Annotated in this window: 2 protein-coding genes; both read left to right on the forward strand. The window is 76.2% G+C overall.

The window, feature by feature from the left end; genetic code table 11:
• Positions 1 to 75 precede the first annotated feature (75 nt).
• Positions 76 to 16,473 (forward strand): SDR family NAD(P)-dependent oxidoreductase, encoded by a 16,398-nt coding sequence (locus ACIPLC_RS22785; protein ID WP_400474825.1) that lies wholly within the window; start codon positions 76 to 78, stop codon positions 16,471 to 16,473.
• 92 nt (positions 16,474 to 16,565) lie between these two features.
• The coding region (locus tag ACIPLC_RS22790; protein ID WP_400474826.1) for a type I polyketide synthase at positions 16,566 to 25,216 on the forward strand (8,651 nt) is incomplete at its 3' end.

Consider the following 25,216-nt stretch of genomic DNA (forward strand, 5'->3'; position numbering starts at 1 on the left):
CCTGCCGGGACGGGCCCGCACGACAGGGCCGCCCGCACCGCGTTCCTGGCGACCCCCGGAGAGGTTGACGTCCCGATGTCGAACGAAGACAAGCTCCGCGACTACCTGAAGCGGGCGATCGCGGACCTCCACGAGGCCCGCGAGCAGCTCCGCGAGGCGACCGGGCAGCACCGGGAGCCGATCGCCGTGGTCGGCATGGCCTGCCGGCTGCCGGGCGGGGTCGCCTCCCCGGAGGAGCTCTGGGACCTGGTGCGCGACGGCGTCGACGCCGTCTCGGCCTTCCCCGCCGACCGCGGCTGGGACCTGCCCGAGGGCGCCGTCACCTCCCGCGAGAGCGGATTCCTGCACGACGCGGGCGAGTTCGACGCCGGGTTCTTCGGCATCTCCCCGCGCGAGGCCCTCGCCATGGACCCCCAACAGCGGATCCTCCTGGAGACCGCGTGGGAGGCCGTCGAACGGGCCGGTATCGACCCCGGGACGCTGACCGGCACGCCGACCGGCGTGTTCGTCGGCGCCGGACACGGCGGCTACGACAGCGCCTCCACCACCGCGGGCCAGATCGCCGAGACCGCCGCCGGACACCTGCTGACCGGTAACACCGTCAGCGTCGCCTCCGGCCGCATCTCCTACGTCCTCGGCCTCGAAGGCCCGGCCATCACGGTCGACACCGCGTGCTCCTCCTCCCTGGTCGCCCTGCACCTCGCCGTCCAGTCGCTGCGCCGCGGCGAGTGCACGCTCGCGCTCGCGGGCGGCGTGACGGTGATGTCGAGCCCGCAGATGTTCACCGAGTTCTCCCGGCAAGGCGGCCTCGCCGCCGACGGCCGGTGCAAGCCCTTCGCGGCGGCGGCCGACGGCACCGCGTGGAGCGAGGGCGCGGCCGTCCTCCTGGTCGAGCGGCTCTCCGACGCGCAGCGCCTCGGCCACCCGGTGCTGGCCGTGGTGCGCGGCTCGGCCGTCAACCAGGACGGCGCCTCGAACGGGCTGACGGCGCCCAACGGCCCGTCGCAGCAGCGCGTGATTCGGGCCGCCCTGGCCGACGCCGGTCTGACGCCCGCCGAGGTGGACGTCGTCGAGGCGCACGGCACGGGCACGCGGCTCGGCGACCCGATCGAGGCGCAGGCGCTGCTCGCGACGTACGGGCAGGACCGCGAACAGCCCTTGCTCATCGGCGCGTTGAAGTCCAACACCGGTCACACCCAGGCCGCCTCCGGCGTGGCCGGGGTGATCAAGACGGTGCTCGCGATGCGGCACGGCCTGCTGCCGCGCACCCTGCACCTCGACGCCCCGACCCCGCACGTCGACTGGACCTCCGCCACCGCCGAACTCCTGGCCGAGGCCCGGAAGTGGCCCGCCAACGCGTGGCCCCGGCGCGCGGCGGTCTCCTCCTTCGGCGTGAGCGGTACCAACGCGCACGTCGTGCTGGAGGCGGCGCCGACGGAGCCCGCTGGTGGCGTCGTGCCCGAAGTCGCGGCCGAAGTCGCGGCCGAGGCCGCGCCCGAGGCGGTGCTGCCGTGGGTGTTGTCGGCGCACGACGAGACGGCCCTGCGGGCCCAGGCCGGACGTCTGGCCACCCACCTCCGGACACGCGGACCGCTCGACCCGGCCGACGTCGCGTATTCCCTGGCGACCGGCCGGACGGCCATGGCCCACCGGGCCGTCGTCGTCTCGGCCGACCCGGAGGAGCGCCTGCGCGCCCTGGACGCCCTGGCGGCCGGGGGCGGGGGAGCGGGCCGCGTGACGGGCGTGGTGGAGAAGGGGGCGACGGCGTTCCTGTTCTCGGGTCAGGGGTCGCAGCGGCTGGGGATGGGGCGGGAGTTGTACGGCCGGTTCCCGGTGTTCGCTCGGGCTTTCGATGAGGTGTGTGGGGTTCTGGAGCTGCCGGTTCGGGAGGTCGTGTGGGGTGTGGACGAGGAGTTGTTGAACCGGACGGAGTACGCGCAGGCCGGGTTGTTCGCGGTCGAGGTGGCCCTGTACCGGCTGGTGGAGTCCCTGGGTGTGCGGCCGGGGTTCGTGGCGGGGCATTCGATCGGTGAGGTCGCGGCGGCGTACGTGGCCGGGGTGTTCTCGCTGGAGGACGCGTGCGCGCTGGTGAGCGCTCGTGGCCGGCTGATGCAGGCGTTGCCTTCGGGTGGTGCGATGTTGGCGGTGCAGGCGGCGGAGGAGGAAGTGCTGCCGCTGCTGGGTGAGTTCGTGTCGATCGCCGCCGTGAACGGCCCGACGTCGGTCGTGGTCTCGGGGACGGAGGAGGCCGTCGCGGAGATCGAGGCGCACTTCGCCGACCGCAGGACGACCCGGCTGCGGGTGTCGCACGCGTTCCACTCCCCGCTGATGGATCCGATGCTGGAGGATTTCCGTGAGGTCCTCAACGGGCTGAGCTGCAAAGCCCCTTCGATCCCGCTGGTCTCCAACCTCACCGGTGAACTCGGCGACGAGGACCTCTGCACCCCCGACTACTGGGTGCGCCACGTCCGCGAGGCCGTCCGCTTCGCCGACGGCGTCCGCACCCTGCACGAGGCCGGAGCCACCCGTTTCCTCGAACTCGGCCCGGACGGCGTCCTCACCGTGATGGCGGCCGAGTCGCTGCCCGCCGACGCGGCCCCGGTCGCCGTGCTCCGCAAGGACCGTCCCGAGGAGTCGGCCCTCCTGGAGGCCCTCGCCCGCCTGCACGTGCGCGGCGCGGGCCCGGACTGGGCGGCGGTGCTCGCCCGGTCCGGCGGCCGTCGCGTCGACCTGCCCACCTATGCGTTCCAGCGGCAGCGCTACTGGCTGCCCGAGCTCCAGCACCGCGACGCGGGCGCGCCCTCCGCAGACCCGGTCGAGGACGCGTTCTGGACGGCCGTCGAGGCCGGCGACCTCCGGGAGGCGTCGGTCGTCCTCGGGATCGCGGAGGAGGCCGCCGAGGCCTCGCTTGACCACCTGCTGCCCGTCCTGGCCTCCTGGCGCGGGCAGCGGCGCCTGCTCGGCGCGCTGGACGGGTGGACGTACGGGACGAGCTGGGTACCCGTACGCGGCCTCACCGACGCCGTACCGCCGGGCCGCTGGCTCGCCGTCGTCCCGGAGGGCGCGGAGGAGGAATGGCCCGCAGCCGTCCTCGACGCCCTCGCCGAGTGCGGCCTGCGGATCGAGCCGGCGGCGGGGACCGAGGCCCTGGCCTCGCTGCTTGCGGACGGCTCCGGCGAGCCGCTCGCCGGCGTCCTCTCCTTCCTCGCCGCCGACGGCCGCCCGCACCCCGGCCACCGCCTCGTCCCCCGCTACCTGCCCGCGACCGTCGAGTTGCTGCGCACCCTGGAGGCCGCGGGCCGTCCGGCGAGGCTCTGGTGCCTCACCCGGGGCGCCGTCGCGGCCGAGGGCGCGGACCGTGTGAGCGAGCCCGAGCAGGCGCAGCTGTGGGGCTTCGGCCGGGTGGCCGCGCTGGAGCACCCGCAGCGCTGGGGCGGCCTGATCGACCTGCCCGCCGCCCCCGACGCCCGCACCGCCGTCCGCCTGATCGGCCTCCTCGCCCAGACCGCCGAGGACCAGCTCGCCCTGCGCGGGTCCGGCGCCTACGCCCGCCGCCTGACCCGCCGCCACCTCCCGCCGGTGCCCGGCCGCGCGACGGCGCCGCCGTCCGCGCCGGAGGGACAGACGCCGGAGGCACGAGCGCCGGAGGGACAGACACCGGATGGGCGAGCGACGGTGGGCGCGGAGCCCGTGGCCGCAGGCCAGGCCGTGCCGGTCGCCGACGCGGGTGGCGGGGTGCGGCCGGGCGCTCCGGGCACGGCGCCCGCGTCGGACGCCCCCGACGGCTGGACCGCGCCCCGGGGCACCATCCTCGTCACCGGCGGCACCGGCGCCCTCGGTGCCCACGCCGCCCGCTGGCTGGCCCAGGCCGGTGCCGAGCACCTGGTCCTCGTCGGCCGCCGTGGCCCCGGGGCCCCCGGCGCGCAGCAGCTGAGCGACGAGCTGACCGCCCTCGGCACCCGCGTCACCCTCGCCGCCTGCGACGTCGCCGACCGCGACGCGCTCGCCACCCTCCTCGCCGCCGTCCCCGCCGAGTACCCGCTCGCCGGCGTCGTCCACGCCGCCGGTGCCCTCGACGACGGCGTACTGGAGAGCCTCACGGCCGACCGCTTCGACGCCGTGCTGCGGGCCAAGGCCGTCTCGGCCCGCAACCTCCACGAGCTGACGGCCGGGCACGACCTCGCCCTGTTCGTCCTGTTCTCCTCGATCACGGGCGTCCTCGGTAACCCCGGCCAGGCCAACTATGCGGCCGCCAACGCCTACCTCGACGCCCTCGCCGAGCACCGCCGCGCCGCCGGGCTGACGGCCACCTCCGTCGCCTGGGGCCCGTGGGCCGGGAGCGGCATGGCGGGGGACCACCCGGGCCTCACCGGGCGGATGCGGCGCAGCGGGCTCGCCCCGATGGCTTCGGAGCGGGCGGTCGCCGCGCTGCGTCGGGCCCTGCTCGCGGATGCCTCCGTCCTCACCGTGGCGGACGTGGACTGGAGCGCGCTCGCCCCCGTGCTCACCGCCGCCCGCCCGAGCGCGCTGATCGCGGACCTGCCCGAGGTGCGTCGCGCGGTCCACCCGGGCGTCGCCACGACGACCACCGACTCCCCGCCGGCCGACCGGCTGCGCGGCCGCAGTGCCGACGAGCAGGAGCGCCTGCTGCTGGAGCTCGTCCGCACCGAGGCCGCCGCCGTCCTCGGGCACGCCTCCACCGCGACCGTCGGTGCCGCCCGGGCGTTCCGGGATCTCGGGTTCGACTCGCTGACCGCCGTCGAGCTGCGCAACCGCCTCACCGCCGCGACCGGTCTGCGCCTGCCCGCCACTCTGCTGTTCGACCAGCCGACCCCGACCGCCGTCGCCGCGCACCTGCGCGCCGAGCTGGCCGGTACGGCCGCGGGCGAGACGTTCGCGGCCCCTGCCGTCGCCGCCGACGAGCCGATCGCGATCGTCGCGATGGCCTGCCGCTTCCCCGGCGGCATCGAGTCGCCGGAGGACCTCTGGCGGCTGCTCGCCGAGGGCCGCGACGCGGTGGGCCCGTTCCCGGCCGACCGGGGCTGGGACACCGACCGCCTGCACCACCCGGACCCTGACCACGAGGGCACCAGCTACGTCGCCGAGGGCGCGTTCCTCACCGCCCCGGCCGACTTCGACGCCGCCTTCTTCGGGATCTCCCCGCGCGAGGCCCTCGCGATGGACCCGCAGCAGCGGCTCCTGCTGGAGGCGGTCTGGGAGGCCGTCGAGCGCTCCGGCATCGACCCCGGGGCGCTGCACGGCTCGCGGACCGGCGTGTTCGTCGGCTCCAACTTCCAGGACTACCAGGTGCTGCTGGACGCGGCCCGGGAGGGCGTCGCCGGGCACGTGATGACGGGCAACGCCGCGAGCGTGATCTCCGGCCGCGTCGCCTACACCCTCGGCCTGGAGGGCCCGGCCGTCACGGTCGACACCGCGTGCTCGTCCTCGCTGGTCGCCCTGCACCTGGCCGCCCAGGCCCTGCGCCGGGGCGAGTGCTCGCTGGCGCTCGCGGGCGGCGTGACGGTGATGTCCACGCCGCAGGTGTTCGTCGAGTTCTCGCGCCAGCGCGGCCTGGCCCCCGACGGCCGCTGCAAGCCGTTCGCCGCCGCGGCGGACGGGACGGGCTGGGCCGAGGGCGTCGGCGTGCTGCTCGTCGAGCGGCTCTCGGACGCGCGGCGCAACGGGCACCCGGTGCTGGCCGTGGTGCGCGGCTCCGCCGTCAACCAGGACGGCGCGTCCAACGGCCTCACGGCGCCCAACGGCCCGTCCCAGCAGCGCGTGATCCGGGCCGCCCTGGCCGACGCCGGTCTGACGCCCGCCGAGGTCGACGCCGTCGAGGCGCACGGCACCGGCACCCGCCTCGGCGACCCGATCGAGGCCCAGGCCCTCCTCGCCACCTACGGCCAGGACCGCGAACACCCGCTGCTCCTCGGCTCGGTGAAGTCCAACCTCGGCCACACCCAGGCCGCCGCCGGGGTGGCCGGCGTGATGAAGACCGTGCTCGCGATGCAGCACGGCGAGCTCCCGAAGTCCCTGCACATCGACGCCCCGACCGCGCAGGTCGACTGGACCGCCGGCGCCGTCGAGCTGCTGAGCGAGGCCCGCACGTGGCCCGGGACCGGACGGCCGCCGCGCGCCGGCGTCTCCTCGTTCGGCGTCAGCGGCACCAACGCCCACGTGATCCTCGAAGCGGCCCCCGCGCCCGAGCCGCCGCCCGAGCGCCCGGCCGCCGGCCGCCCGCTGCCCTGGCTGCTGTCCGCCCGGACACCGGAGGCCGTGCGCGAGCAGGCCCGCCGCCTCGCAGCCCACGTCCGTGCCGCCGAGCCCGCCCTCGACGACGTCGCCCGCTCCCTCGTCACGACCCGCGCCGCCCTGGAGCACCGGGCCGCCGTCGTCGCGCCCGACCGGGCCGGGCTGCTGGACGGTCTGGACGCACTCGCCGAAGGCCGTACCACCCCTGCCGTCCTGGAAGGACAGGCCGCAGGGGAGGGCGCACCGGTGTTCGTCTTCCCCGGCCAGGGCTCCCAGTGGGCCGGCATGGCGGTCGAACTCCTCGACACCGCACCGGTGTTCGCGCAGCGCTTCGCCGAGTGCGCGGCGGCCCTGGAGCCGTTCACCGACTGGTCGGCAACCGACGTCCTGCGCGGCGAACCCGGTGCGCCCGGCTTCGACCGGGTCGATGTCGTGCAGCCCGTGCTGTTCGCCGTCATGGTGTCGCTGGCCGAACTGTGGCGCGCGCACGGCGTCGAACCGGCCGCCGTGCTCGGCCACTCGCAGGGCGAGATCGCCGCCGCCTGCGTGGCCGGCGCGCTCTCCCTGGACGACGCCGCCCGCGTCGTCGCCCTGCGCAGCCGAGCGATCCGGCGGCTCGCGGGCCTCGGCGGCATGGTCTCGGTGGCCGAGCCGGTCGCCGCCGTCCGCGAGCGCCTCACGCGCTGGGACGAACGCATCTCCGTCGCCGCCGTCAACGGCCCCGGTTCGGTGGTGGTCTCGGGTGACCCCGAGGCCCTGGCGGAGTTGATCGCCGACTGCGAGCGGACCGGCGCGCGGGCCCGCCGCATCCCCGTCGACTACGCCTCGCACTCCGCGCACGTCGAGCGCATCGAGCACGAGCTGCTCGACCTCCTCGCGCCGATCGCCCCGCGCAGCGCCGACGTCCCGTTCTGCTCGACCGTCACCGGCGCCGTGATCGACACCGCCGGGCTGGACGCCGCCTACTGGTACCGCAACCTGCGCCACACCGTGGAGTTCGAGCAGGCCACCCGCACCCTGCTGGCCGCGGGCCACCGGGTGTTCGTCGAGGTCAGCCCGCACCCCGTGGTGACCACCGGCGTCCAGGAGACGATCGAGGACAGCGGCCTGCCCGCCGCCGCCCTCGGCACGCTGCGCCGCGACGAGGGCGGCGCCGGCCGCTTCCTGCTGGCCCTCGCCGACGCGCGCAACCACGGCGCCCGGGTGGACTGGGACCTCCTGTTCGCCGGCACCGGCGCGCGCGCCACCGAGCTGCCGACGTACCCGTTCCAGCGCCAGCGCTACTGGCCGCGTCCGGGCGGGACGGGCGGCGACGTCACCACGGCCGGCCTGGCCGCGCCGGAGCACCCGCTGCTCGGCGCCGCCGTCGAACTCGCCCAGGGCGGCGGCCTGGTGGCCACCGCCCGCTGGTCGCTGCACACCCACCCGTGGCTCGCCGACCACGCGGTCGCGGGCACCGTCGTGGTGCCCGGCGCCGCGCTGGTCGAGGCGGTCGTCCGGGCCGGCGACGAGCTCGGCTGCGGGCGCATCGAGGAACTGACCCAGCACGCGCCCGTCCTGCTGCCCGAGCGCGGTGCGCTCCAGGTGCAGATCGAGGTCGGCGCCCCGGACGACACGGGCCGCCGCCCGGTCGCCCTGCACACCCGCCCGGCCGACGCGGACGCGCCCGAGGGCTGGACCAGGCACGCCGACGGCAGCGTCGCCCCCGCCGGGGCCGAGCCCGCGCCGGCGTCCGCCGCCTGGCCGCCCGCCGGCGCCGAGCCGATCGACGTCGGCGGCTTCTACCCGGGCCTGCGCGAGCACGGCTACGGCTACGGGCCGGTGTTCCAGGGCGTCCGCGCGGCCTGGCGCCTCGGTGCCGCCGTCCACGCGGAGGTCGAGCTGCCCGCGCCGGCCCGCGCCGACGCCGCCCGCTACGGCCTGCACCCCGCCCTCCTCGACGCCGCCCTCCACCCGGCCGGGCTCGGCCCGCTGGCGGGCCGCCCCGGGCTGCCGTTCGCCTGGACCGGCGTCACGCTCCACGCCGCCGGGGCCACCGCGCTGCGGGTGACGCTCACCCCGGCCGGGCCCGACGCGGTGTCCGTCGAGATGGCCGACCCGGCCGGCCGCCCGGTGGCCGCCGTCGAGGCCCTGGCCGTGCGCCCGCTCGCCGAGGGCGCCCTCGAACCGGCCGCCCGGGTGGCGCGCGAGGCGCTCTTCCACCTGGACTGGCCGGCCCTGACCCTCCCCGAGCCGGGGCCGGCCCCCGCCCGCTGGACCGTCCTCGGCGAACCGCCCGCCCACGCGGCGGCCCTCGCCGAGGCGGGCGTCACCCTCGGCGCCGACGCGGACGTCACGCTCGTCGAACTCAGCGGCGACGAGCCGCTCGACGCCCTCGACCGCGCCCTCGCCGTCCTCCAGACGTGGCTCGCCGACGACCGCCCCGACGCCACCCTGCTCGTGACCACCCGCCGCGCCGTCGCCGCCGACCCCGCCGAGGACGTCCACGACCTGCCCGCCGCCGCCGTCCACGGCCTGGTCCGCTCCGCCCAGAGCGAGCACCCCGGCCGCATCGTCCTCGCCGACCTGGACGACGACCCCGCCTCCTGGCGCGCCCTGCCCGCCGCGTTCGCCACCGGGGAGTCCCGGCTCGCCCTGCGCCACGGCACCGCCCACGCCCCCCGCCTGGCCCGCGCCCACACCGCCGCGCCGCTGCCCGCGCCCGACGGCCCGTGGCGCCTGGACATCCGCACCAAGGGCACGGTCGACAACCTCGAACTCCTGCCGAGCCCCGACGCGGCCGCGCCGCTCGCCGAGGGCGAGGTTCGCATCGAGGTCCGCGCGGCCGGCCTCAACTTCCGCGACGTCCTCAACGCCCTCGACATGTACCCGGGCGGTGCCCGCCTCCTCGGCTCCGAGGCGGCCGGCGTCGTGCGCGAACTCGGCCCCGGTGTCACCGGACTCGCCGTCGGAGACCGCGTCATGGGCATGGCTCCGGGCGGGTTCGGCCCACTCGCCGTCACCGATCACCGCCTGCTCGCCCGCGTCCCGCAGGGCTGGACCTTCGCCCAGGCCGCCTCCGTCCCCGTCGTCTTCCTCACCGCCTACTACGCCCTGCGCGACCTCGCGGACCTCCGGGCCGGCGAACGCCTCCTCGTCCACGCCGCGGCCGGCGGCGTCGGCATGGCCGCCACCCAGCTCGGCCGCCTCTGGGGCGCCGAGGTCTACGGCACCGCGAGCGAGGCCAAGCAGCACCTGCTGCGCGCCGACGGCCTGCCCGACACCGCCATCGCCTCCTCCCGCACCCTCGACTTCGAGGAGCGCTTCCGCACCGCCACCGGCGGCGAAGGTGTGGACGTCGTCCTCAACTCCCTTGCCGGGGAGTACGTCGACGCCTCGCTGCGCCTCCTCGGGCCGGGCGGACGGCTGATCGAGATGGGCCGGACCGACGTCCGCGACCCCGCCGAGGTCGCCGCCGCCCACGGCGGCGCCCGCTACCAGGCCTTCGTCCTCCAGGAGGCCGGGCCCGAGCGGATCGGGCAGATGCTCGCCGATCTGGTCGAGCTGTTCGAGCGGGGCGCGCTGCGTCCCCTCCCGCTCACCTGCTGGGACGTCACCCGCGCCCGCGAGGCCTTCCGGTACATGGCCCAGGCCCGGCACACCGGCAAGATCGTCCTCACCGTCCCGCGTCCCTGGGCCGCCGACGGCACCGTCCTGATCACCGGCGGCACCGGCACCCTCGGCGCCGAGCTCGCCCGCCACCTGGTCACGGCGCGCGGCGCGCGGCACCTGCTGCTCGCCGGCCGCAGCGGCCCCGACGCCCCCGGCGCGGCGGCCCTCGCCGAGGAGCTGACCGCCCTCGGTGCCGAGGTCACCGTCGCCGCCTGCGACGCCGCGGACCGCGACGCCCTGGCCGCCCTGCTGGCCGCCGTGCCCGCCGAGCACCCGCTCACCGCCGTCGTCCACGCGGCCGGCATCCTCGACGACGGCGTGGTCGAAGGCCTGACGGCCGACCGGCTCGCCGCCGTGCTGCGCCCCAAGGCCGACGCCGCCCGGCACCTGCACGAGCTCACCCGCGGCCTCGACCTCGCCGACCTCGTCCTGTTCTCCTCCGCCGCCGGCGTCTTCGGCTCGCCCGGCCAGGGCAACTACGCCGCCGCCAACGCCTGGCTCGACGCCCTCGCCCAGCACCGCCGCGTCGCCGGGCTGCCCACCACCGCCCTCGCCTGGGGACTGTGGGCGCAGGCCAGCACCATGACCGCCCACCTCGGCGCCACCGACCGGGCCCGAGCCGAGCAGTCCGGCGCGCTCACCCTCAGCACCCCGGACGGCCTCGCCCTGTTCGACGCGGCCCTCGCCGACCACTGTGCCCTGCTCGTCCCCGTCCGCCTCGACACCGCGACCCTGCGCTCGCGCGGCGCGGCCGAACTCCCCGCTCTGCTGCGCTCCCTGCTGCGCCCTCTCGTGGGCACCCCGGCCCGCCGCACCGCGCAGGGCGCCCAGGCCGCCGACGGGCTGCGCGCCCGCCTCGCCGGGCTCACCGCGGCCGACCGCGCCTCGGCGCTGCTCGACCTGGTGAGCGGCTGCACCGCGGCCGTCCTCGGCCACTCCTCGGCCGAGCAGATCCACGCCACGCGGCCGTTCCGCGACCTCGGCCTCGACTCGCTGACCGCAGTGGAACTGCGCAACCGCCTCAACAGCGCGACCGGCCTGCGGCTGCCCGCGACCCTGGTGTTCGACCACCCCACCCCCGGGGCGCTCGCCGGGCACCTGGCCGACGGCCTCACCGGCACCGGCGGGGCGGCCACGGCCGGTGCGGCCCCCCAGGCCGCCGACGAGCCGATCGCGATCGTCGGCATGGCCTGCCGCTTCCCCGGCGGAGTCGCGACACCCGACGACCTGTGGACCCTGCTGTCCGACGGCACCGATGCCATCGCCCCCTTCCCGGCCGACCGCGGCTGGGACCTCGACCGCCTCTACGACGGCATCCCCGATCATCCCGGCTCCTCCCGCACCCGCGAGGGCGGCTTCCTCGCCGACGCCGCCGGCTTCGACGCCGCGTTCTTCGGCGTCAGCCCCAACGAGGCCCTCGCGATGGACCCGCAGCAGCGGCTCCTCCTGGAGACCTCGTGGGAGGCCCTCGAACGCGCCGGCATCGACCCCGGCACGCTGCGCGGCAGCCGCACCGGCGTCTTCGCGGGCCTGTCCTCCAGCGACTACCTCGACCGGGTCGCCCGCATCCCCGACGAGGCCGCGCCGTACGTGAGCACCGGCAACGCCGCGAGCGTGATCTCCGGCCGAGTCGCCTACACCCTCGGCCTGGAGGGCCCGGCCGTCACCGTCGACACCGCCTGCTCGTCGTCCCTGGTGGCGCTCCACCTCGCGGTCCGCGCGCTGCGCGGCGGCGAGTGCACGCTCGCCCTTGCGGGCGGCGTCACCGTGATGTCGACGCCGATGATCCCGGTCGACTTCGCCCGCCAGCGCGGCCTGGCTGGTGACGGCCGCTGCAAGCCCTTCGCCGACGCCGCCGACGGCACCGGCTTCTCCGAGGGCGTCGGAGTGCTGCTGGTCGAGCGGCTCTCGGACGCGCGGCGCAACGGGCACCCGGTGCTGGCCGTGGTGCGCGGCTCGGCCGTCAACCAGGACGGTGCCAGCAACGGGCTCAGCGCTCCGAACGGCCCGTCCCAGCAGCGCGTGATCCGGGCCGCCCTGGCCGACGCCGGTCTGACGCCCGCCGAGGTCGACGCCGTCGAGGCGCACGGTACCGGCACCCGCCTCGGCGACCCGATCGAGGCCCAGGCCCTCCTCGCCGCCTACGGCCAGGACCGCGAACACCCGCTCCTCGTCGGCTCGGTGAAGTCCAACCTCGGCCACACCCAGGCCGCCGCGGGCGTCGCCGGTGTCATGCGCACCGTCCTCGCCCTGCGGCACGCCGCCCTCCCGCGGAGCCTCCACATCGACCGGCCCACCACGCACGTCGACTGGACGGAGGGCGCCGTCGACCTGCTCACCGAGGCCCGCGACTGGCCCGCCACCGGACGGCCCCGCCGCGCTGGCGTCTCCTCCTTCGGCCTCAGCGGCACCAACGCCCACGTGATCCTCGAACAGGCCCCCGGCCAGGAGCCCGAACCGGCCCCGGCGCCCGAGCGCCCCGCCCTGCCCTGGCTGCTCTCCGCCCGCAGCGCCGAGGCCCTGCGCGGCCAGGCCCGCGCGCTGCTCGACCACCTCCCCACCAGCACCGCCGCGCCGCTCGACCTCGCCCACTCCCTCGCCACCGGCCGCGCCCTCCTGGAGCACCGCGCCGCCGTCGTCGGCACGAGCACCGAGGACCTGCGTGCCGGACTCGCCGCGCTCGCCGACGGCACGCCCGCCCCGGGCGTCGTCACCGGCCGGCACGGCGCCGGGCGCGACCGCCGGGTCGTCCTCGTCTTCCCCGGCCAGGGCTCCCAGTGGGTCGGCATGGGCGCCGAACTACTGCACGTCTCACCGGAGTTCGCCGAGCGGATCGCCGCCTGCGGTCAGGCCCTCGCCCCCTGGGCGGACTGGTCCCTCGAAGCCGTCCTGCGCGGCGAAGCCGACGCGCCGTCACTCGACCGCGTCGACGTCGCCCAGCCCGCGCTGTGGGCCACCATGATCGCGCTCGCCGCCTGCTGGCAGGCCCACGGCGTCACCCCCGCCGCCGTGCTCGGCCACTCGCAGGGCGAGATCGCCGCCGCCTGCGTGGCCGGCGCGCTCTCCCTGGAGGACGGCGCGAAGGTCGTCGCCCTGCGCAGCCAGACCATCGCCCGCGGCCTCTCCGGCCACGGCGGCATGGTGTCGGTGCCGCAGGCCCACGCCGACGTCCTCGCCCGCATCGAGCCCTACGGCGGCCGGATCTCGGTGGCCGCCGCCAACGGCCCGTCCGGCGTCGTCGTCTCCGGCGAGACCGCGGCCCTCGACGACCTCCTGGCCGGCTACGCCCGCGACGGCGTCCGGGCCAAGCGCATCCCCGTCGACTACGCCTCCCACTCCGCCCAGGTCGAGCGGATCGAGGAGACCCTCCGCACCGAACTCGCCGGACTGACCACGCGCGAGGCCCGCATCCCGTTCTTCTCCACCGTCACCGCCGACTGGCTCGGCGACACCCCGCTCGACGCCGGCTACTGGTACCGGAACCTGCGGCACGCCGTCCGCCTGGAGGAGTCCGTCCGCGCCCTGCTCGCCCAGGGCCACGACGCCTTCCTCGAATGCAGCCCGCACCCCGTGCTCGCCGTGGCCGTCGAGGACACCGCGGCCGACGCGGGCGCCCGGGCCGTCGTGCTCGGCACCGTCCGGCGCGAGGACGGCGGCCCGGCCCGGCTGCTGACCTCCCTCGCCGAGGCCCACGTGCGCGGCGTGCGGATCGACTGGCGGCCCGCCCTCGCCGGCGGCCGTCCCGTCGACCTGCCCACCTACGCCTTCCAGCGCCGCCGCTACTGGCTCACCCAGGACGCCGCCCGCACCGGCGCGCCCCTCGAACCCTGCGGGCTGGACCGCGCCGTCCGCCTCGCGGACGCCGACACCGTGCTGATCACCGGCCGGATCGGCACCACGACGCACCCGTGGACGGCCGACCACCGCGTGCGCGGCACCGCCGTCGTGCCGGGCACCGCGCTGCTCGACTGGGCCGTGCGGGCCGGGGACGAGGCTGGCTCCCCGACCGTCGCCGAGCTCACCGAGCTCAGCCCGCTGACCCTGCCCGACCACGGCACCGTCGACCTCCAGCTCACCGCGGGACCCGCCGACGCCGACGGCCGACGGGCCCTCACCATCCACGCCCGCCCGACCGGCGCCCCCGACGACACCCCGTGGACCCGCCGCGCCACCGGCACTCTGACCGGTGCCGGCGCCGGTCAGAGTGCCGGTGGCGCGTCCCTGACCGAATGGCCCCCCGCGAGCGCCCAGGCGGTGGACGCCGCCGAGCCGGGCGGCACCGAGTACGGCGAGCGCTTCCGCACCGTCCTGGCGCGCTGGCAGCGCGGCGACGAACTGTTTGCCGAGGTTGCCCTGCCCGAGGAGCACCGCACCGAGACGGCCGGCTTCCGCGTCCACCCCGGGCTGCTCCAGTCCCTGCTCGCCGCCCTCCGGGGCGGCACCGACCCCGCCCAGCCCACCGACTGGCGAGGCGTCACCGTCCACGCCACCGGCGCCGCCCTGCTCCGCGTCCGGCTCACCCCGGCCGCCGACGGCAGCCACGCGCTCACCGCCGCCGACGCCGACGGCGCCCCCGTGCTCACCGCCGAGGCCGTCACCGTCCGCCCGATCGCGGCCGAGCACCTCGCCCCGGCGGCCGACCCGCTCTACGCGGTCGAGTGGGCCCCCACACCCAGGACCGCCATCTCCGGAAGCGACCTCGGGGACACGGCCGTCCTCGGCGAGGACGACGCGCTCGCCGCCGCCCTCGGCGCCCGCGCCTACGCCGACCTCGCCGCCCTCACCGCCGCCCTCGACGCCGGAGAGCCCGCACCCGCCACCGTCGTCCACCGCCTCACCGCGGCCGACGAAGGCGACCCCGTCACCGCCGCGCACCGCGCCGTCCGGGCCACCCACGGCCTCGCCCGCGCCTGGCTCGGCGAGCCCCGGCTCGCCGACGCCCGCCTGGCCCTGCTCACCCACGGCGCCGAGGCCGTGGCCCCGGCCGGCGACGTCCTCGTCCTCGCCCAGGCGGCGGCCCACGGACTCGTCCGCTCCGCCCAGTCCGAGCACCCCGGCCGCTTCCTCCTCGTCGACCTCGACGACGACCCGGCCTCCGCCGCCGCCCTGCCCGCCGCCCTCGCCGACCCCGACGAGCCGCGCCTGGCCGTTCGCGGCGGCGAGGTGACGGCGCCCCGGCTGCGCCCGGTGAACGAAGCCGTGGACGGCCGGGCATGGTCCTGGAACCCGGCGGGCACCGTCCTGATCACGGGCGGCACCGGCACCCTCGGCGCCCTCGTCGCCCGCCACCTCGTCACCGAACACGGCGTCCGCCACCTCCTGCTCACCGGCCGCCGCGGCCCCGACGCCCCCGGCGCGGCCGAACTCCTCGCCGACCTCACGGCCCTCGGCGCCGACGCCCGCATCGCCGCCTGCGACACCGCCGACCGCGCCGCCCTCGACGCCCTCCTCGCCACCGTCCCCGCCGAGCACCCGCTCACCGGAGTCGTCCACGCCGCCGGCGTCCTGCACGACGGACTGCTCGAAAGCCTGACGGACGACCAACTCGCCGAGGTTCTGCGCCCCAAGGTCGACGCCGGGTGGAACCTCCACGAGGCGACCGGTCACCTCGACCTCTCCGCCTTCGTCCTGTTCTCCTCCTTCGCCGCCACGGCCGGCGGCCCCGGCCAGGCCAACTACGCCGCCGCCAACGCCTTCCTCGACGCCCTCGCCGACCGCCGCCGCGCCGAAGGCCGCCCGGGCGTCTCCCTCGCGTGGGGATACTGGGGAGAATCGAGTGGAATGACGTCCACGCTGGACGCCGTGGACATCGCCCGCTTCGCGCGCTCCGGCATGCTGCCGCTCACGGCCGTCCAGGGCCTCGCCCTGCTCGACGCCGCCAGCGGTGTGGACCGACCGCACCTGGCCCCGATCCGGCTCGACCGGCACGCCCTCGCCACGGCCGGGGCCGCGCCGCTCTTCGCCGAGCTCGCGCCCCGCCGTGCCGCGACCCGGCGCACGGCCGCAGGGCCGGCCGGGAGCGCGGCGGCCGCCGACCGGGGCGTCCTGGACCGGCTGCCAGGCCTCGCCTCGGCCCAGCAGGAGAAGCTGCTGCTGGACGTCGTCGTCGGCCACCTCGCCGCCGTCCTCGGCCACGGCTCGCCCGGGGCCGTCGAACCCGAGCGCGGCTTCCTCGACCTCGGCATGTCCTCCCTGACCGCCGTCGAGCTGCGCAACCGCCTCAACGCCGAACTCGGCCTGCGGCTGCCCACCACGGCGATCTTCGACCATCCGTCGCCCACCGCCCTCGCCGGGCGCCTGCGCGACCTGGTCGGCGCGCCCACCGGCACCGCGGCGCCCGCCCGGCCCGTCTTCGCCGAACTCGACGAGCTGGAGAGCGCGCTCGGCGCCACCGAGCTGGACGCCGACTCCCGGACCCTCCTCCTCGCCCGCCTCAAGAGCCTCCAGTGGCGGCTCGACGGCGACGCGACCGAGCCGCCCGCGGCCGCCGACGGGCCGGACGACGCACTCGACGACACCACGGACGACGAGATGTTCGACCTGATCGACCGCGAGCTCGGACTCGCCTGAGGACCGGCCCCGGGGCCGTCCGCCCCGGGGCCGTCCCACGGACCCGTACCACGGACCCGTACCACCCTTCCGAACTGCGAGGTTTCCCACCCATGGCCAGCACCTCCGAGGACAAGCTCCGCGACTACCTCAAGAAGGTCACCGCGGACCTGCGGCGCACGAAGCAGCGCCTGGAGTCCGTCGAGGCGAGGGACGCCGAGCCGATCGCGATCATCGGGATGGCCTGCCGCTACCCCGGCGGCGTCCGCACCCCGGAGGACCTCTGGCGGCTCGTCGCCGACGGCGCCGACGCCATCGGCGACCTCCCGGAGGACCGCGGGTGGGACACCGGCGGCCTCTACGACCCCACCCCCGGCACCCCCGGCAAGAGCTACGTGCGCCACGGCGGGTTCCTCGACGGCGTCGCCGACTTCGACGCCGAGCTGTTCGGCATCGCCCCCCGCGAGGCCCTCGCCATGGACCCGCAGCAGCGGCTCCTCCTCGAATCCGCCTGGGAGGCCGTCGAGCGCGCCCGGATCGCCCCCGCCGCCCTGCGCGGCAGCGACACCGGCGTGTTCATCGGCGGCGCCGACACCGACTACGGCTCCCTCGCCCGCCGGACCGAGGAGACCGAGGGCCACCTCCTCACCGGCGGAGCCGTCAGCGTCCTCTCCGGCCGCATCGCCTACACCCTCGGGCTGGAGGGCCCGGCGGTCACCGTCGACACCGCGTGCTCCTCAGCGCTCGTCGCCCTCCACCTCGCGGTCCGTGCGCTGCGCGCCGGCGAGTGCTCGATGGCCGTCGCCGGCGGCGTCGCCGTCATGCCGACGACCCGCCTGTTCACCGAGTTCTCCCGCCAGCGCGGCCTCGCCCCCGACGGGCGCTGCAAGCCCTTCGCGGAGGCCGCGGACGGCACCTCCTGGGCGGAGGGCGTCGGCGTCCTGCTCGTCGAGCGCCTCTCGGACGCCCGGCGCCTGGGCCACGAGGTCCTCGCCGTCGTCCGGGGCACCGCCGTCAACCAGGACGGCGCCAGCAGCCGCCTGACCGCCCCCAACGGACCCTCGCAGCAGCGCGTCATCCAGGCCGCGCTCGCCAACGCCCGCATCACCCCCGACCAGGTCGACGCCGTCGAGGCCCACGGCACCGGCACGACCCTCGGCGACCCCATCGAGGCGCAGGCCCTGCTCGCGACCTACGGCCAGGACCGGCCCGCCGACCGGCCGCTCTACCTCGGCGGCGTCAAGTCGAACATCGGCCACGCCCAGGCGGCGGCCGGCGTCGCGGGCGTCATCAAGACGGTCATGGCGTTGCGCGCCGGGGTGCTACCGGCCACCCTGCACGTCGACGAGCCGTCCTCACACGTGGACTGGACGGCGGGCGCCGTCGAACTGCTGACGGAGGCCCGCGACTGGCCGCGGACCGGGCGTCCGCGCCGGGCGGGCGTCTCGGCGTTCGGCATCAGCGGGACGAATGCGCACGTGGTCCTGGAGCAGGCGGACGAGGTTGCGGCGGAGGAGCCTGCGGAGGCCGCCCCGGCCCCGGCCGTCGTGCCGTGGGTGCTGAGCGGCCGGACGCCGGACGCGCTGCGCGCCCAGGCCGCCCGCCTGCGCGACGTCGCGGCGGGCCTGCCGGTCGCGGACGTCGCGGCGGCGCTGGCCACGAGCCGGTCGATGCTCAACCACCGGGCCGTGGTGGTCGGTTCGGACCGGGACGCGCTGCTGCGTGGGCTCGACGCGCTGGCGGCGGGCTCGGGCGGGGTCGTCGGGGGTGCGGTCCGGGGCGGCGGGACGGCGTTCCTGTTCTCGGGTCAGGGGTCGCAGCGGCTGGGGATGGGGCGGGAGTTGTACGGCCGGTTCCCGGTGTTCGCTCGGGCTTTCGATGAGGTGTGTGGGGTTCTGGAGCTGCCGGTTCGGGAGGTCGTGTGGGGTGTGGACGAGGAGTTGTTGAACCGGACGGAGTACGCGCAGGCCGGGTTGCTCGCGGTCGAGGTGGCCCTGTACCGGCTGGTGGAGTCCCTGGGTGTGCGGCCGGGGTTCGTGGCGGGGCATTCGATCGGTGAGGTCGCGGCGGCGTACGTGGCCGGGGTGTTCTCGCTGGAGGACGCGTGCGCGCTGGTGAGCGCTCGTGGCCGGCTGATGCAGGCGTTGCCTTCGGGCGGTGCGATGCTGGCGGTGCAGGCGACGGAGGAGGAAGTCCTGCCGTTGCTGGGCGACTTCGTGTCGATCGCCGCCGTGAACGGCCCGACCTCCGTCGTCGTTTCCGGCACGGAGGAGGCCGTCGAGGCGGTCCGCGCGCATTTCGCCGACCGCAGGACGACCCGGTTGCGGGTCTCGCACGCGTTCCACTCGCCGCTGATGGGCCCGATGCTGGAGGACTTCCGGGCCGTCCTCAACGGGCTGACGTACCTTGCTCCTTCGATCCCGGTGGTCTCCAACCTGACGGGGGAGACAGCCGCTCCCGAGCAGCTGTGCTCGGCGGACTACTGGGTGCGCCACGTCCGCGAGGCCGTCCGCTTCGCCGACGGTGTGCGCGCGTTGGAGGCCGCCGGCGTCACCCGCTTCCTGGAGCTCGGCCCCGACGGTGTCCTGACGGCGCTGGCGGCCCCCCTCCTTTCCGACGAGGCCGTACTGGCTTCCTCCCTCCGCAAGGACCAGGACGAGGACACGACCGTCCTGACCGCCCTCGCGCGCCTGCACGTCACCGGCGCGCCCGTCGACTGGGCCGCGCTCTTCGCCGGCACCGCCGTCCGCCCCGTCGACCTGCCGACCTACGCCTTCCAGCACCGCCGCTACTGGCCCGTGGCCGTCCGCGCGACCGCCGGTGACCTCGGCGCGGCGGGCCTCGACACCGCCGACCACCCGCTGCTCTCCGCCTCGCTCGAACTCTCCGACGAAGACGGCCTGTTGTTCACGTCCCGGCTCTCCCGCCAGTCCCACCGCTGGCTCGCCGACCACGTCGTGCGCGGCGACGTCCTGCTGCCCGGCACCGCGTTCCTCGAACTGGCCGTCCGTGCCGGGGGCGAGGCCGGCTGCGACCGCGTCGAGGAACTGACCCTGGCCGCACCGCTCGTCCTGCCCGAGCACGAGGGCGTCCAGTTGCAATTGCGGGTCGGCGCGGCCGACGAGACCGGCCGCCGCACCTTCACCATCGCCTCCCGGCCCGAGGGCGCCGACGGCCGCGCCTGGGACCGGCACGCGACCGGCGTCCTGGCGGTGGGGGAGATGCGCACCGTGTTCGACACGTCAGTCTGGCCGCCGGCCGGCGCCGAGGCGGTCGACCTGACCGGGCTGTACGAGGCCATGGCCGACGGCGGCTACGCGTACGGCCCGGTGTTCCAGGGCCTGCGGGCCGCCTGGCGGCGAGGGGACGAGGTCTTCGCCGACGTCGCCCTGCCGGAGGACACCGAGGGTACCGGCTACGGCCTGCACCCGGCGCTGCTCGACGCCGCCCTGCACGTGACGGCCGTCAACGGGATGCCGCACGGCGTCGTGCCGTTCTCGTGGGAGGACGTGTCGCTGCACGCCTCCGGCGCGTCCTCGGTGCGCGTGCGCGTCACCCGGACCGGCGAGGAGTCCGTGGCGGTGGCGGTCGCCGACGCCGAGGGCCTGCCGGTGGCGTCCGTTGGTTCGCTGGCCCTGCGCGCGGTGTCGAGTGGCGGGTCGGCAGTGGCTCGGGACGGGCTGTTCCGGGTGGACTGGGTGCCGGTGAAGATGGTTGCTGCTCCGGAGTTCGTGGAGGTGGAGTCGCTGGCGGAGGTGTCGGCGGAGGTGCCGCCGGTGGTGGTGGTCCGACCGGTGGACGACGGCGTACACGCCCGTACGGCCCGGGTGCTGGAGTTGGTGCAGGGCTGGCTGGCGGAGGAGCGTTTCGCGGCCTCGCGGCTGGTGTTCGTGACGCGCGGCGTGGTGGCGGGCGAGGACCTGCCGGGCGCGGCGGCGTGGGGCCTGGTGCGGTCCGCGATGTCGGAGGAGCCGGGCCGGTTCGGCCTGGTGGATCTGGCGGGTTCGGAGGAACTGCCGCCCGCCGCCCTGGGTGTGGACGAGCCGGAGGTGCTCGTCCGCGACGGGGAGGTCCTCGCGGCCCGGCTCGTGCGCGCCGAATCGGCGGGCGAGCCGGTGGTGTGGGCCGGCGAGGGCACGGTCTTGATCACCGGCGGCACGGGCGGCCTGGGCCGGGTCATGGCCCGGCACCTGGCCGTCGAACACGGCGTGCGGCAGCTGCTGCTGGTCAGCCGCCGGGGCGCGGACGCCGACGGCACGGACGACCTGCTCGCCGAGCTGGCGGCGGCCGGCGCGGAGGCCGTCGTCGAGGCGTGTGACGTCGCCGATCCGGCGGCGGTGGCAGGCCTGTTCGCCCGGCACGAGATCCGCGCGGTCGTCCACACGGCCGGCGTGATCGACGACGGCGTCATCGGCTCCCTGACCGCCGAGCGCGTCGGCGCCGTCCTGCGCCCGAAGGCGGACGCCGCCTGGCACCTGCACGAGGCCACGAAGGAAGGCGAGTTGGCGGCCTTCGTCCTGTTCTCCTCCGTCTCCGGCGTCTTCGGCGGCCCGGGCCAGGCCGCCTACGCGGCGGGCAACGCCTACCTGGACGCGCTGGCGGTCCACCGCCGCTCGCTCGGCCTGACCGCCGTCTCGCAGGCCTGGGGCCCGTGGACCCGCGACGGCGGCATGATCGGCACGCTCGCCGACGTCGACCTGCACCGGATCGCCCGCTCGGGCATGCCGGAGCTCACCCCCGCCGAGGGCGCCGCGCTGTTCGACGCCTCGCTCGCGGCGGGCGTGCCCGCGATCCTGCCGGTCCGGTTGGACCTCGCGGCGCTGCGGGCCCAGGACGCGGTGCCCGCCCTGCTGCGCGGACTGGTGCGCGGCCGCGTCCGGCGCGCGGCGGTCGCGGGCCCGGCCGCTTCGGCGGGCCTCGCACAGCGGCTCTCGGGCCTGGGCGAGGACGAGCGGCGGGCGGCCGTCCTGGAGCTGGTGCGCGACCGGATCGCCGTGGTCCTGGGCCACGAGGGCGGCCCGGTCGTCGACCCGTCGCGGGCGTTCCAGGACCTCGGCTTCGACTCGCTGACGGCGGTCGAGCTGCGCAACCGGCTGCGGTCGGCGACCGGTCTCCAACTGCCGGCCACCGTCGTGTTCGACTACCCGACGGCGAGCGCGCTGGCGGGCTTCGTCCTGGAGGGCCTGTTCGGCGCCGAGGAGGCCGAGGAACTCCCGTCGGCGCTCCCGGTGTCGTCGGACGACCCGGTGGTCATCGTCGGCATGGCCTGCCGCTACCCGGGTGGCGTCGAGTCGCCCGAGGACCTGTGGCGGCTGGTGGCCGACGGTGTGGACGCGGTGTCCGACTTCCCGGTGAACCGCGGCTGGGACGTCGACTCGCTCTACAGCGAGGACCGGTCCGTCCCGGGCACGTCGTACACCCGGCGGGGCGCGTTCCTGCACACCGCCGGGGACTTCGACCACGAGTTCTTCGGCATGAGTCCGCGCGAGGCGCTGGCGACGGACGCGCAGCAGCGCCTGCTGCTGGAGACCTCGTGGGAGGCCTTCGAGCGGGCCGGCATCGACCCGCTGTCCCTGCGCGGCAGCCGGACGGGCGTCTTCGCGGGCATCATGTACACCGACTACCGCTCGCTCCTCGACGGCGAGGAGTTCGAGGGCTTCCGGGGCAACGGCAGCGCCCCCAGCGTCGCCTCCGGCCGGGTGTCCTACACCTTCGGCTTCGAGGGCCCGGCGGTGACGGTGGACACGGCCTGCTCCTCGTCGCTGGTGGCGATGCACCTGGCGGCGCAGGCCCTGCGCGGCGGCGAGTGCTCGCTGGCGCTCGCGGGCGGCGTGACGGTGATGTCGACGCCGGGGACGTTCGTGGAGTTCTCGCGCCAGGGCGGCCTGTCGGCCGACGGCCGGTGCCGTTCGTTCGCGGACGCGGCGGACGGCGTGGGCTGGGGCGAGGGCGTCGGTGTCGTGGTGTTGGAGCGCCTGTCGGACGCCCGTCGCAACGGGCACCGGGTGCTGGCGGTCCTGCGCGGCAGCGCGGTGAACCAGGACGGTGCGTCGAACGGTCTGACGGCGCCGAACGGTCCGTCGCAGCAGCGGGTGATCCGGCAGGCGCTGGCGAGCGCCGGGCTGTCGTTCGGTGACGTGGACGCGGTGGAGGCGCACGGCACGGGCACGACGCTGGGCGACCCGATCGAGGCGCAGGCGCTGCTCGCGACGTACGGGCAGGACCGCGAACTGCCGTTGCTGCTGGGCTCGATCAAGTCGAACATCGGGCACGCGCAGGCGGCGGCCGGTGTCGCGGGCGTGATCAAGATGGTGCTGGCGATGCAGCACGGGCTGCTGCCGCGAACCCTGCATGTGGACACGCCGTCGTCCCATGTGGACTGGACAGCGGGCGCGGTGGAGGTGCTGGCCGAGGCCCAGGAGTGGCCGGAGGCCGGCCGGCTCCGCCGCGCGGGCGTGTCGTCGTTCGGCATCAGTGGGACCAACGCGCACGTGATCCTTGAGCAGGCCGAGCCCGAGGCCGTGCAGGACGCTGCGGTGACGCCGGGGGCGATGCCCTGGGTGGTATCCGCCAGGTCCGAGGCGGCGCTGGACGCTCAGGTCGCGCGGCTGGCGGAGGTCGGTGAACTCCAGGCTGCGGATGTGGCGTTCACGCTGTCCGGGCGGACGGCCTTCCCCCACCGGGTGGTGCTCGTCGACGGCGTCGAGGTGGCCCGGGGGCTTGCGGGTGAGGGTGGGACGGCGTTCCTGTTCTCGGGTCAGGGGTCGCAGCGGCTGGGGATGGGGCGGGAGTTGTACGGCCGGTTCCCGGTGTTCGCTCGGGCTTTCGATGAGGTGTGTGGGGTTCTGGAGCTGCCGGTTCGGGAGGTCGTGTGGGGTGTGGACGAGGAGTTGTTGAACCGGACGGAGTACGCGCAGGCCGGGTTGTTCGCGGTCGAGGTGGCGCTGTACCGGCTGGTGGAGTCCCTGGGTGTGCGGCCGGGGTTCGTGGCGGGGCATTCGATCGGTGAGGTCGCGGCGGCGTACGTGGCCGGGGTGTTCTCGCTGGAGGACGCGTGTGTGCTGGTGAGCGCTCGTGGCCGTTTGATGCAGGCGTTGCCTTCGGGTGGTGCGATGTTGGCGGTGCAGGCGGCGGAGGAGGAAGTGCTGCCGCTGCTGGGTGAGTTCGTGTCGATCGCCGCCGTGAACGGCCCGACGTCGGTCGTGGTCTCGGGGACGGAGGAGGCCGTCGAGGCGGTCCGCGCGCATTTCGCCGACCGCAAGTCGAACCGGCTGCGGGTGTCGCACGCGTTCCATTCGCCGCTGATGGATCCGATGCTGGAGGATTTCCGTGAGGTCCTCAACGGGCTGAGTTACAACGCCCCTTCGATCCCGCTGGTCTCCAACCTCACCGGTGAACTCGGCGACGAGGACCTCTGCACCCCCGACTACTGGGTGCGTCACGTCCGTGAGGCCGTCCGCTTCGCCGACGGCGTCCGCACGCTGGAGGCCGTGGGTGTCACGCGTTTCCTGGAACTCGGCCCCGACGGCGTCCTCGCCGCCCTCGCGGCCGCCTCCCTCTCCGGCGACGGCGTCCTGACCCCCGTTCTCCGCAAGGACCAGGGCGAGGACACGACCGTCCTGACCGCCCTCGCGCGCTTGCACGTCACCGGCGCGCGCGTTGACTGGGCCGCCCTCTTCTCCGGGACCGGTGCCCGCGCCGTGGACGTGCCCACGTACGCGTTCCAGCACCGGCACTACTGGCCGGCGGTCACCCTCGCGCGCGGCGGTGACGTCCGGCTCGCGGGACTCGGTGCCGCCGAGCACCCGCTGCTGGGCGCGGCCGTCGAGCTGGTCAACACGGACGGCTACCTGTTCACCGGCCGGTTGTCGGCCCGGTCGCACGGGTGGCTCGCGGACCACGTCGTGATGGGTTCGGTCCTGGTGCCGGGCACGGCGCTGGTCGAGCTGGCCGTGCGTGCCGGGGACGAGGTCGGCTGTGATCTGGTCGAGGAGCTGACGCTGGCCGCGCCGCTCGTCCTGCCCGAGCGGGGCGGCGTGCGGGTCCAGGTGTGGGTCGGCGAGCCGGACGCGTCCGGGCGGCGCGCGCTCACGATGCATGCCCGGCCGGACGACGCGGACGGGACGGTCTGGACGCTGCACGCGAGCGGTGTGCTGGGCTCGGGCGCGGTGCCCGTGGCGTTCGATGCCTCGGTGTGGCCGCCGGTTGGTGCCGAGGTGGTCGACCTGGCCGGGTTGTACGAGGGTCTGGCGGAGGCCGGGTTCGAGTACGGTCCGGCGTTCCGGGGGCTCCGGGCCGTCTGGCGGTGCGGGGACGAGGTGTTCGCGGAGGTGGCTCTGCCGGAGGGCGCTGACGGCAGTGGCTTCGGGCTGCATCCGGCGTTGTTCGACGCCTGCCTCCACGCGTTCGCGCTGGCCGGGTCCGACAAGGGCGGTGTGCCGTTCGCGTGGGAGGACGTGGCGTTGCACGCCTCCGGGGCGTCGACGGTCCGGGTGCGCCTGATGCCTTCGGCGGGCGGTGGGGCCTCGCTCGCGATCGCCGACACGGAGGGGCACCCGGTGGCGTCCGTTGGTTCGCTGGCCCTGCGCGCGGTGTCGAGCGGCGGGTCGGCAGCGGCTCGGGACGCGTTGTTCCAGGTGGACTGGGTGCCGGTGAAGATGGTTGCTGCTCCGGAGTTTGTGGAGGTCGAGTCGCTGGCGGAGGTGTCGGCGGAGGTGCCGCCGGTGGTGGTGGTCCGACCGGTGGGCGGCGACGTGCACGCGCG

This window comes from Kitasatospora sp. NPDC086801 (assembly GCF_044745805.1).
Taxonomy (GTDB): Bacteria; Actinomycetota; Actinomycetes; order Streptomycetales; family Streptomycetaceae; genus Kitasatospora.